At 37.2% G+C, this 12,133-nt stretch carries 10 protein-coding genes and 2 pseudogenes; all 12 read right to left on the bottom strand.

Features of this window, described 5'->3' with window-relative positions:
- A pseudogene (locus PHC28_RS09110) lies at window positions 1-1,166 on the bottom strand (DNA gyrase subunit A); the annotation flags it as partial.
- Between the two features lie 7 nt (window positions 1,167-1,173).
- Window positions 1,174-3,036 (bottom strand): DNA topoisomerase IV subunit B, encoded by a 1,863-nt coding sequence (locus tag PHC28_RS09105; protein ID WP_300099032.1) that lies wholly within the window; start codon window positions 3,034-3,036, stop codon window positions 1,174-1,176.
- A gap of 423 nt (window positions 3,037-3,459) precedes the next feature.
- Entirely contained in the window at window positions 3,460-4,239 is a 780-nt protein-coding gene (locus PHC28_RS09100) for an SDR family oxidoreductase (protein WP_300099029.1), read from the bottom strand.
- Between the two features lie 9 nt (window positions 4,240-4,248).
- Window positions 4,249-5,076 carry an amidohydrolase gene (locus PHC28_RS09095; RefSeq protein ID WP_300099026.1) on the bottom strand — a complete coding sequence of 276 codons (828 nt, stop codon included), beginning with the start codon at window positions 5,074-5,076 and terminating at the stop codon, window positions 4,249-4,251.
- Window positions 5,073-5,411 (bottom strand): L-rhamnose mutarotase, encoded by a 339-nt coding sequence (locus PHC28_RS09090; protein ID WP_300099023.1) that lies wholly within the window; start codon window positions 5,409-5,411, stop codon window positions 5,073-5,075. The genes PHC28_RS09095 and PHC28_RS09090 overlap by 4 nt, the downstream gene beginning before the upstream one ends.
- A 2-nt stretch (window positions 5,412-5,413) precedes the next feature.
- Window positions 5,414-6,268, bottom strand: a complete 855-nt coding sequence (locus PHC28_RS09085; protein WP_300099020.1) for a fumarylacetoacetate hydrolase family protein — start codon at window positions 6,266-6,268, stop codon at window positions 5,414-5,416.
- Between the two features lie 23 nt (window positions 6,269-6,291).
- Window positions 6,292-6,876: an LUD domain-containing protein gene (locus PHC28_RS09080; protein WP_300099017.1), complete on the bottom strand. Its 585-nt coding sequence runs from the start codon at window positions 6,874-6,876 to the stop codon at window positions 6,292-6,294.
- On the bottom strand, window positions 6,873-8,255 hold the full coding sequence (locus tag PHC28_RS09075; protein ID WP_300099014.1) for a lactate utilization protein B: 1,383 nt from the start codon (window positions 8,253-8,255) through the stop codon (window positions 6,873-6,875). Before PHC28_RS09075 ends, PHC28_RS09080 begins: the two co-directional genes overlap by 4 nt.
- Window positions 8,256-8,364: 109 nt before the next feature.
- Window positions 8,365-9,102 (bottom strand): (Fe-S)-binding protein, encoded by a 738-nt coding sequence (locus PHC28_RS09070; protein WP_300099011.1) that lies wholly within the window; start codon window positions 9,100-9,102, stop codon window positions 8,365-8,367.
- Window positions 9,102-9,866, bottom strand: coding sequence for an SDR family NAD(P)-dependent oxidoreductase (locus tag PHC28_RS09065; RefSeq protein WP_300099008.1), 765 nt, complete (start codon window positions 9,864-9,866; stop codon window positions 9,102-9,104). Before PHC28_RS09065 ends, PHC28_RS09070 begins: the two co-directional genes overlap by 1 nt.
- A gap of 36 nt (window positions 9,867-9,902) precedes the next feature.
- Window positions 9,903-11,558 carry a UxaA family hydrolase gene (locus PHC28_RS09060; RefSeq protein ID WP_300099005.1) on the bottom strand — a complete coding sequence of 552 codons (1,656 nt, stop codon included), beginning with the start codon at window positions 11,556-11,558 and terminating at the stop codon, window positions 9,903-9,905.
- A gap of 16 nt (window positions 11,559-11,574) precedes the next feature.
- Window positions 11,575-12,133: pseudogene (locus tag PHC28_RS09055) on the bottom strand (glucose/galactose MFS transporter); the annotation flags it as partial.

Genomic DNA, 12,133 nt, shown 5'->3' with positions numbered 1-12,133 from the left:
ATTTTTAAGCTCTTCTAATTGAATTTCGAGTTCTTGTCGAAGTAAATCAACGGTTCTTTCGGTAGAAATTTTCAACATATGAGAAACACCTACGAACAACGGTTTGTTGTCTTCAATCACACAACCAATGGCGCAACCGAAGTTTCGCAAGCAGTAAAAGCAAACAAAGCATCGATAGTTTTGTCTGGCGAAACGCCTGGAAAAAGATGAATTAAAATTTCAACATCGGCAGCAGTATTGTCTTCAATTTTCTTGATTTTGATTTTACCTTTTTCGTTGGCTTTCAAAATACTGTCAATCAAAGTCGTCGTATTAGTCGAAAACGGAATTTGGGTAATCACCAAAGTATTTTTGTCCAATTGAGCAATTTTGGCACGAACACGAACACGTCCGCCACGCATTCCATCATTATAATTGGAAACATCGGCAATTCCTGCGGTTTGAAAATCAGGGAAAATTTGGAATGGTTTTCCCTTCAATATTTTTATAGAAGCATCAATCAGTTCAATAAAATTATGAGGCAACACTTTCGTTGAAAGTCCTACGGCAATACCTTCGGCTCCTTGAGCTAAAAGCAATGGAAATTTTACAGGAAGATTATTGGGTTCAGCACGACGTCCGTCATAGGAAACGCCCCAATCGGTGATTTTTGGAGAATACAAAACTTCCAAAGCAAATTTCGACAAACGCGCTTCAATGTAACGGGAAGCTGCTGCGCTATCACCCGTTAAAATATTTCCCCAGTTTCCTTGGCAGTCTATCAATAATTCTTTTTGGCCAATCTGCACCATCGCATCACCAATACTTTGGTCTCCGTGCGGATGGTATTGCATTGTGTGCCCAACCACGTTCGCCACCTTGTTGTAACGACCGTCATCTAACTCTTTGAGCGAGTGCATAATACGGCGTTGAACAGGCTTAAAACCGTCCTCAATTGCGGGAACGGCACGCTCCAGAATTACGTACGAAGCATAATCCAAAAACCAGTCTTTGTACATTCCGGTTACCTTGGTAATGGTGTCCGTTCCTTCGTCGTTATTTTCGTAAAAATGCTGCATTGCTCCCGAAGTTTTTATATCTTCGAAACCTTCTTCATTTGCAGATTCGAATACTTCTTCGTTAGTTTCGTCTTCGTTGGGAATGATGTTATCTTCGTCTTCGTCCATTTTTTTTCTAACTTGCTTCTATTGTATCTAATTCCACTTTCAAATTCTTGATGATAAATTCTTGTCGGTCTGGCGTATTTTTTCCCATATAGAAAGACAACAATTGCTCCACCGAAGTATTTTTATCCATCATAATCGGATCCAACCGAATGGTTTCTCCAATAAAATTCTTGAATTCATCTGGCGATATTTCTCCCAAACCTTTAAATCGAGTGATTTCTGGTTTTGGTTTTAGTTTTTCTATGGCCTCTTTTCGCTCGTCTTCAGAATAGCAATAAATCGTTTCTTTCTTATTTCGAACTCTAAACAATGGCGTTTGCAAAATATACAAATGCCCTTCTTTGATTAATTCTGGAAAAAATTGAAGAAAGAACGTAATCAATAATAAGCGAATGTGCATGCCATCGACATCGGCATCGGTGGCGATCACGATGTTGTTGTAACGCAAATTTTCCATGTCGTCTTCAATGTCCAAAGCGGCTTGCAACAAGTTGAATTCTTCGTTTTCATACACAATCTTCTTGCTCATTCCATACGAATTCAACGGCTTTCCACGCAAACTGAAAACGGCTTGCGTATTCACGTCACGAGATTTCGTTATCGAACCCGAAGCCGAATCTCCCTCGGTAATAAAAAGGGTACTTTCGAGATTTCTTGGGTTTTTTGTATCGGTAAGATGTGCTCTGCAATCACGTAATTTCTTGTTGTGCAAATTCGCTTTTTTGGCTCTATCTTTCGCTAATTTTCGAATGCCTGAAAGTTCTTTACGTTCCCTTTCTGCTTGCAAAATTTTGCGCAATAAAGCATCAGAAGTTGCAGGATTTTTATGCAAATAACTGTCTAATTTATTTTTCACAAAATCATTAACAAAAGTACGAACCGAAGGCATTCCAGGTTCTGAACCCATATCAGTCGAACCTAACTTAGTTTTGGTCTGCGATTCGAAAACTGGTTCCATTACCTTGATGCTTATCGCAGTAACAATTGATTTTCGCACATCCGAAGCTTCGAAAGGTTTGTTATAAAATTCTCGAATGGTTTTTACAATAGCTTCACGATAAGCCGCTAAATGCGTTCCACCTTGAGTGGTGTTTTGACCATTCACAAACGAATGGTATTCCTCTGAATATTGGGTTTTACTGTGCGTTAAGGCAATTTCGATATCGCCTTCTTTTAAATGAATAATTGGATATTCTAAATCTTCGACGCTGATGGTTTCTTCCAATAAATCTTTCAATCCATTTTCGGAAAAATATTTTTCGCCGTTGAATAAAATGGTCAAACCATTGTTTAGATAACAATAGTTTTTGAGCATTTTGATTATGTATTCAAAACGGAATTTGTAATTTTTGAAAATCGCTTCATCCGGAATGAAAGTAACTTTGGTTCCTTTTCGCTTGGTCGTTTCAATAATATCTTCGTCCAAAACCAAACTTCCTCCTGAGAATTCGGCAGCTTTTTGCTTTTCGTCACGAACGGATTCTACACGGAAATAATTAGACAAAGCATTCACGGCTTTTGTTCCAACACCATTTAAACCTACTGATTTTTTGAAAGCCAAAGAATCGTATTTCCCTCCTGTATTCATCTTGGAAACTACATCAATCACTTTTCCAAGCGGAATTCCACGACCATAATCGCGAACGGAAACCGTTTTATCTTTGATGGTTACTTCAATGGTTTTGCCAGCTCCCATAACGAATTCGTCGATACAGTTATCTAGGACTTCCTTGAGAAGAATATAAATACCATCATCTGGCGAAGAACCGTCACCGAGTTTCCCGATGTACATTCCGGGACGCATTCTGATGTGTTCTTTCCAGTCTAGTGACCGAATATTGTCTTCGGTATATTGATTTTGATCGGACATTTTAAATTTTATCGAATTTAACTACGTTCAGTTCGGTCAATGTTTTTCGCTTTGACCTCGGGAGTGCTAATATAGGGAATGTCAACCCATTTTAAAAGAGGAAATCGTCAAAGTTATTAAGAATGTTTTTGACAGTGGATTTTGGATTGCTGAACCCAGTATCCTAATTCTAACTATTCAGGGCGATATAACTTGAAAGCGTACTATATTTTGGTTTTAAATCGGGATGATTAAAGATTTCAATTCTTCTGCCTTTAAAGAAAGCCGCCGATGAGTGACTTTTTTGTTTGTATTTTATATCAAAAACGACATAATTGGAGTTATGATTGTTGTAGAGAGATCCAAAAGATTAGATACTCTAAATAAGAATTCTTTTTTCTGACACTTTTAAATTGGATAATAAATAACATTCCAAAAATATTTCTATAAAGCCCTGTCTAAATGCGTATATCCACCATCCACATAAACTATCTGACCAGTGGTGTGACTTGATTTTTCAGATAAAAGAAAGACAACCATATTGGCTATTTCTTCGGTTGTAGTCATTCTTTTTCCGAATGGAATTTTATCCGAAATTTCTCTTAACTTTTCTTCGGGATTGTCAAATGAGTTTACCCAAGTTGCATACAATGGGGTAAAACATTCCGCCACAATTACCGCATTCACACGGATACCATATTTCAATAATTCTACCGCCCATTCTCGGGTTAAGGCTTTACGCCCACCATTTGAAGCTGCATAAGCCGAGGTGTTTCCTTGACCGGTATCGGCGGTTTTTGAACCTATATTGACAATATTTCCTTTGGATTTTTTTAATTCAGGCAAAGCATAGTGCGCCATCAAATAATAATGCACCAGATTTTTATGCAATGAAGCCATAAAAGATGCGTAATTCCCGCTTTCGAGTCCAATATCATCATTCACACCCGCATTATTGATAAGCCCGTCAATTCGTCCACATTCGTTCACGACTTGCTTTATAGCTTTTTCGCAATCTTCTGGATCTGTCAATTCAGCTTGGGCATATTTTGCACTGCCACCGGCAGCTTCAATTTCCTTAACTGCCTTCAAATTATCGGCTTCATTCCTTCCGATAATAAAAGGGATTGCTCCCTCTGAAGCCAAGACTTTACAGATTCCTAAACCAATTCCTTTGGCACCTCCGGTTACGATAATTATTTTGTTATTTAAATCTAAATTCATTTTCTTTTTTTATAAATGATAAAATTCTATTGCATTTCCTCCCCAGAGTTTATCTTGCGCCTCATTCGAAAATTTTGAAAAATAATGCTCGACAATACCCAATGATTCCTCATAAGATGATGCCAACAAGCTCACAGGCCAGTCACTGCCAAACATCAGACGATGAATTCCAAATGCCTCAGTAACCACATTTAAACAATAGTCAAAATCAGATTTTTTCCAATTGTTCCAATCCGCTTCCGTAACCAAACCCGAAACCTTACACATCACATTGGGACAAGCTGCTATTGCTCTAATCTCTTTTTCCCATACGGCAAAATCGATTTGTTTAAAATCAGGTTTTGCCAAATGGTCTATTACAAAAGATTGCTGTGGAAAGCGTTTTACCAATGCCGTTGCATAAGGCAAATGCTTGGGAGAAATTAATAAATCATAGGTGAAATTATACTTTGCCAATTTTGATATTCCCATGCAAAAATCTTCCCTAAGCAAAAAATCAACCTCCGATTCTCCCTGAACAATATGTCGGAAACCTTTCAGCTTTTTATACTTTGAAAAATGCTCCAGCCTTATTTCCAGATTCTCGGCTCTTAAATCTATCCAGCCCACAACTCCTTTGATAAAATCATTTTCTGTTGCCAGTTGCAATAAAAAACGAGTTTCTTCTTCACTTTGATCGGCCTGAACTGACACGCAACCATCGATATCCATTTCTTTGAGTAAAGGCAATAAGTCAGCGGGCAAAAAATCACGCTGAATCGCCTTCATATCATCGCTAATCCAAGCGTCTTTTACTGGATGATACTTCCAAAAATGTTGATGGCTGTCTATTCTCATTTCAATTCAAATATTTTTTCCATCAGCATCCATTTTTCCCCTGACTTTGCAAATGGCAGAGATTGTTGAAACTTCCACATCAGTTCTTCCCATTCCTGAACTTTAGGGTTATTGGCATCCATTGCTGCTTTTTTCTCAAAAGAAAAATCTTCATTGGCTTCAATAATCATAAACATACGATTTCCAATACAATAAATATCCAGTACTTCAATTCCCGAATCCTTGATACTTTTTATAATTTCTGGCCAAATCTCTTGATGATAAGCTTTGTACTCAGCCATCAATTGCTGATTTTCCTTCAAATCCAGAGCCAAACAATATTTTTGTGTTGCCATGATTATCTACTATAAGCCACCGCCACTTGTTTGCTTGTTCCTAAACCTTCCATTCCTAATTCAACCACATCTCCGACTTTAAGATAAATAGGTTCTGGTTTGATTCCTAAACCAACACCTGGAGGCGTTCCTGTACTGATAATATCCCCTGGAAGCAATGTCATAAACTGGCTCAGGTAATGAACCAAGAAAGGAATTTTGAAAACTAAATTTGAGGTATTACTCTTTTGGAATGTTTTCCCATTTACTGTCAACCACATTGACAAATTATCTACATCTGCAATCTCATCTGTTGTTGCCATAAAGGGACCAAGTGGTGCAAATGTGTCACATCCTTTTCCTTTAGCCCATTGTCCGCCACGTTCCAATTGAAAAGCTCTTTCACTGTAATCGTTATGCAGACAATAACCCGCTACATAATCCATAGCATCTGCTTCTTCTACATAACTCGCTTTTTTGCCAACAACAAATACCAATTCAATTTCCCAATCCGTCTTTTCACTATTTTTTGGAATTATTAAATCATCATTCGGTCCACACAAAGCAGTAGTCGATTTAAAAAAGATAATCGGTTCTTCTGGTATTGGTGCATTAGTTTCTTTACAATGATCTACATAGTTTAATCCAATGCATATTATTTTAGAAGGTCTTGCCACTGGTGAACCCAAACGTACTGAAGCATCAACTTCAGGTAAAACAGGATTGTTTTCTAATGCTGCTTTTAATTTTTCTAGTCCATTTTCTTCAAAAAATGCTTCATTATAATCCGCAACAATTGAGGATGCATCAAATCTTTTTTCTCCAATTATAATACCTGGTTTTTCTTTACCGGCTTCTCCAAAACGTATTAGTTTCATTTTTTTATATGTTTATATTTAATTTACTCTACTATATAGACTGTGGTGCTTCTTGCTCCGTGAGCACCAATTACTAGTGATTGTTCTATGTCGGCAGTTTTAGAAGGTCCGGCAATAAAAACTCCAAATCCTTCTTTATCGACATCAATAGTATCATAAGCGTGATGCATTGTTGGTACAATATCTTTTTTATCGATTAGCAAAACCAAATGCTGACAAATGAAAGGCAATAACCTATTCGTCATTTGACTTTCATAAATCCATACAGCACCATTTTCAGCTACTCCCACAGTACCTTTAATATAGGCTTTTTCTAATTTTTCTAATTTAAATGCAGGTAAAGAAACTACATGCTCATCTACATCGGCAAGTGCTGCTATTGTATTCACTACAAAATTTCCGTTCGCCTTATCTGTAATTAATTGATCTTTTAATACCGTAATATCTGAAATCAATTTTACTTTACCACCAATACTTTCTAATACTGTTTTAAACTGTACATAATCATCTTCATAACAAATTACTGCATTTCTATCCATTTCAGGAAGTGCCACTAATTCTGGTTGATTGATCGCTATGGCATTTAATATATTTTCTCTTGCACTCATCTACTTTTGTTGTCCGTTTTTTTGTTTTTTAAATACCAATCCCGGAAAGATTCCTTAGGTGCTTCAGGCATTACTCTATGTTTGTACCAAACATTTAATTTATTGTTGACTACAAAAGGAAATACATGCATAACCCATCTTCCCATTTTTCCAACCAACCGATACGCTTTTGGATTCGACAATACAAAATCCATTCCCATCATTGCAATTTTCTTAGTTGTGGCTACATAACCTTCCGCAACAATCACTTGTCTCCATTTCCATAACTGCTCATGGATATTTATTTTTACTGGACAAACATTGGTGCAACTACCGCATAAGGTTGATGCAAATGGCAAATCAGCGTTGGCTTTCATATCTAAATTTGGATTCAGAATAGAACCAATAGGCCCTGCCACTGCGGTATGATAACTATGTCCTCCACTACGACGGTAAACTGGGCAAGTATTGAAACAGGCCGCACAACGAATACACTTTAACGAATTCCTGAAATCTTCCCGACCCAACTGTCGGCTGCGACCATTATCAACAATTACAATATGCATTTCTTGATTGGGTCTGGGTTTGTGAAAATGGCTCGAATAAGTGGTAATGGGTTGTCCGGTGGCACTTCTTGCTAATAAACGCAGAAATACCGAAAGATGTTTTGCCTTTGGAATAATTTTTTCAAAACCCATGCAGGCAATATGTACGGGAGCTGTATGTGCACCCATATCGGCATTTCCTTCATTGGTGCAAACCACAAAACCACCCGTTTCGGCAATCGCAAAGTTGACACCCGTAATCGCCAATTGTGACTGAACAAACTTATCTCGCAAGTGTTGTCTTGCAGCTTCGGTTAAATACTGTGGATCATTATTTCCTTTTTCAGTTTGTAAATGCTCGTGAAAAGTGGCACTTACATCTTCTTTTTTTAAGTGAATTGCCGGCAATACAATATGGCTTGGTGGTTCTTTTCTAAATTGAACAATGCGTTCCCCTAAATCAGTATCCACAACCTCAATACCATTCTCCAGCAAATATTCATTCAAATGGCATTCTTCGGTGAGCATACTTTTGCTCTTCACAATTTTTTGAATATTATGCTTGCGGATTATCTCGTGGATTATTTTATTATGCTCGGCTCCATCAGCAGCCCAATGCACTTTTATTCCATTGGCAAGAGCCTTTTCTTCAAATTCTTTTAAATAATTAGAAAGATTGGAAAGCGTGTGATTTTTTATCTGTGAACCCCATTCCCTTAGTTGCTCCCATTCCGGCAAACCATACGCAGCTTTATCCCGCTTCTCACGAACAAACCACAGGGTTTCGTCGTGCCAGTCGGTTCTTGGCTCGTCAGCTATAAATTTTTCCGCTAATGCAGCATGCGTTGTTTTCATAATTTCTTATCGTCCTTTCGCCAATCCTCTCCGAAGTAGAGGAAACCGAGAAGGAATTCAATTGGGTTTCTATTTTAAATAGGAATGCGTATAACTACTAAGTTTCAACTTATAACGAACTATTTAATATCTCTGCGATATGAATTGTTTTTATCTTACTTCCTTGTCTTTTTAGTATTCCTTCCAAGTGCATCAGACAACTGGTATCGACACCTGTGATATATTCAACATCATTTACATTATGTTCTTTTATTCTGTCCTTGCCCATCTTTACACTCATGGCTTCTTCAAATATACAAAAAGTACCTCCAAAACCGCAGCATTCATCATTGCGTTTTGGCTTACTCAATTGAATACCTTTCACCATATTGAGCAACTGTTCTGGTTTCGAAAATTCGGGCAACATTCTTTCTGACATAGAAGAAAGTCCTAATCCTCTTTGACCATGACAACTGTTATGCAAACCTACTTTGTATGGAAAACTGACATTAATAGTTTCAACTTTTAAAATATCGGTTAAAAACTCTGTGAGTTCATAAGTGGTATTGCGAATCTTTTTAGCTTCTTCAGTATGTGAATCGTCTTTTAAATGTTCTTTTACATGCAAAACACAACTTCCCGAAGGAGCCACAATATAATCGAAGCCTGAAAAATTTTCAACAAAATTGACATCACAACCTTTATTCAAACTAGAAAAACCACTATTAGCCATAGGCTGACCGCAACAAGTTTGCTTCAAAGGAAATGAAACATTGCATCCTAACTTTTCTAACAATTGTAGCGTAGCAATTCCTACTTGTGGATAAAACTGATCTATATAGCAGGGTATGAATAAGGCTATTTTCATTAATTATTTAATTTTATAAAACCACCATCAATAGGATAATCAGAGCCCGTAATAAAACCAGCTTCATCACTACAAAGGAACAAAGCCAGTGTCGCAATCTCTTCTGGTTTTCCCATACGACCAATTGGTTGTGATTTAGATAATTTTTCAAAAATTTCGGCTTCGTTTTCTGGATAATTTTTAGAAATAAATCCATCTACAAAAGGCGTATGCACCCTTGCTGGAGAAATCGAATTGCAACGAATATTTTCAGTAAGATAATCTTTAGCTACCGATAAAGTCATTGCCATCACGGCGCCTTTGGCTGTAGAATACGCAAATCTATCAGGAATTCCCACCCAACAAGCAATCGAAGCCATATTAACAATTACTCCTCCTCCTGATTTCCTGAATTGCGGAATCGAAGCGTGCAAACAATTGTACACTCCTTTCACATTCACATTCATAATTCGGTCAAAATCGGCTTCGGGTGTGGTATCGACTTTACCCACATGTGCAATTCCTGCATTGTTCACAAGTATATTGATATTTCCAATTTTCTCAAAAGTCGCCATCACTTCCTGCTGATTGGCAACATTGCAGGCGTGTGCAAACACTTTGCCTCCACTTGTCGTTATTTCATCCACTGTAGATTGGGCACTTTCTTTAGAAAGTTCCAAGATATGAACTTCGGCTCCTTGCTTGGCGAATAATAGAGAAATTGCTTTTCCTATTCCGCTACCTCCACCAGTTATAATTGCTTTTTTATTTTGTAATGAAAACATTTTAATATGAGTTATAAAGATTATTATTTAAAAAAATTACAAAGATACTCCGCGTTTCCATGGAATAAAGTCATCTTGATTTAACTGTACCGCTTTAGGAATAATTTCACCGCTTGCCGCTTTTATACAGTACTCCAAAATTTCTTCACCCATTTCCTCAATGGTTTTTTCACCACTGATTATTGAACCACAATCTATATCAATAATATCGTTCATTTTTTCAGCTAAGATTGAGTTGGTAGCCACTTTTATTACTGGAGAAACGGGATTACCTGTTGGTGTCCCTAAGCCTGTTGTAAACAAAATTAATGTAGCTCCCGAAGCAGCTTGTCCTGTGGTCGCTTCTACATCATTTCCTGGAGTACAAACCAAATTTAATCCCGGTTCCGTTACCAGTTCAGTATAATCAAGTACATCTACCACAGGCGCCGTCCCTCCTTTTTTGGCTGCGCCGGCACTTTTGATGGCATCCGTAATCAAACCGTCTTTTATATTTCCTGGTGATGGATTCATGTGGAAACCTGAACCTACTTTATGGGCCAATGCATCATACGATTCCATTAAATCTATAAATTTATGGGCTGTTTCTTCAGAAACACAACGGTCAATTAAATTTTGTTCCACTCCACATAATTCTGGAAACTCTGCCAAAAGAATTTTTCCGCCTAATCCCACGACCAAATCGGCAGTGTATCCTACGGCTGGATTCGCAGAAACGCCACTAAAACCATCACTTCCGCCACATTTCACACCAATACATAATTCGCTCAAAGGAGCTGCTGTTCTTTCGCATTGATTGATTTCAATTAAGCCTTCAAATGTTTTTTTAATAGCATTGGCAACTAATATTTCTTCACTTTCCGTTTGCTGTTGTTCAAAGATAAACAGTGGCTTATCGAATGCTGGATTTTGTTTTTTAACATCATCAACAAAATCTTGCACTTGCAAATGTTGACAGCCCAAACTCAACAACGTGATGCCGCCCACATTAGGATGATTAGCATAAGAAGCCAATAAAGCACTTAATGTGGCTGCATCCTGACGTGTCCCTCCACAACCTCCTTGATGATTCAGAAATTTTATTCCATCTACATTTTTAAATACTCGATTGGATTTGCTAGTTGGTGTTAATTGCAAATCAATTGAAGCAATATCTTCCCCATTTTGATAGCTTTTCAATAGTTGATTCGTGAATTGTGCATACTTATCAGTTACTGAATAACCCAATTCGTTATGAAGTGCTTCCTTTATTACATCTAAATTTCTGTTTTCACAAAAAACGGTAGGTACAAACAACCAATAGTTGGCCGTTCCTACTCGTCCATCTTTTCTTTTATAACCATTAAATGTTCTGTTTTTATATTTTGAAACATCTGGAGACTGCCATGAAAAAGAAGTTTCACGATATCCATAGGGTTCTGCAGCGTGTTTGAGATTATCGGTTGTCATTAAACTTCCTTTGGCAACATCATACTGAACTTTTCCAACCAATACGCCGTACATTATCACTTCTTGATTAGCAACCATATCAGTGATATAAAATTTGTGTTTCGCTTTAATAGTGTCCTGTAAAGCGAATGTTTCAGAGTCATAAAGAACACTTTCGCCCTTTTGCAAATCCGTTAAAGCCACCAAAACATTATCCTTTGGATGCATTTTGATAACCAGTCTTTTAATTTTATTTTCTAACATATTATATAAATAGAATTTATGCTTTATTTGTTTTATGTACATTAAAGGCAAACAATAATATTACTGTAAAACAGACTAAGGGAACTATATATCCGTTTTGAATATTACCCGTACTATCTGAAATCATACCCAATACAGGAGGTAATAGTGCTCCGCCCACAATTGCCATCACTATCAATGAAGATCCAATTTTAGTATTATGCCCAAGCCCATCAATTCCCATAGAGAAAATGGTTGGAAACATGATACTCATAAAAAATGCAATGGCTATTAAAGTATAAACAACTACTATCCCTGTTCCCGTTATAGCCAACAATGACAAGAGAATATTGATGAAGGCATACGTTATTAATAGTTTTCTTGGTTGTATGTATTGCATCAAAAAAGTTCCTGCAAAACGCCCTAACATAAAGGCTAATCCAAAAAATCCTAAATATTTGGCAGCAGTACCCTCTTCTAGTCCCGCTGTTGTAGTAGCCATTTTAATAAAAAAACTTCCAACACAAACTTGGGCACCCACATAAAAAAATTGAGCTACAATTCCCCATCTCAATCTCATTGATTTTAAAGCTCCT

This window comes from Flavobacterium sp., from assembly GCF_028712645.1.
Taxonomy (GTDB): Bacteria; Bacteroidota; Bacteroidia; order Flavobacteriales; family Flavobacteriaceae; genus Flavobacterium.
Note: the sequence above shows the minus strand (reverse complement) of the source record. Positions and strands in the feature narration are given on the sequence as shown.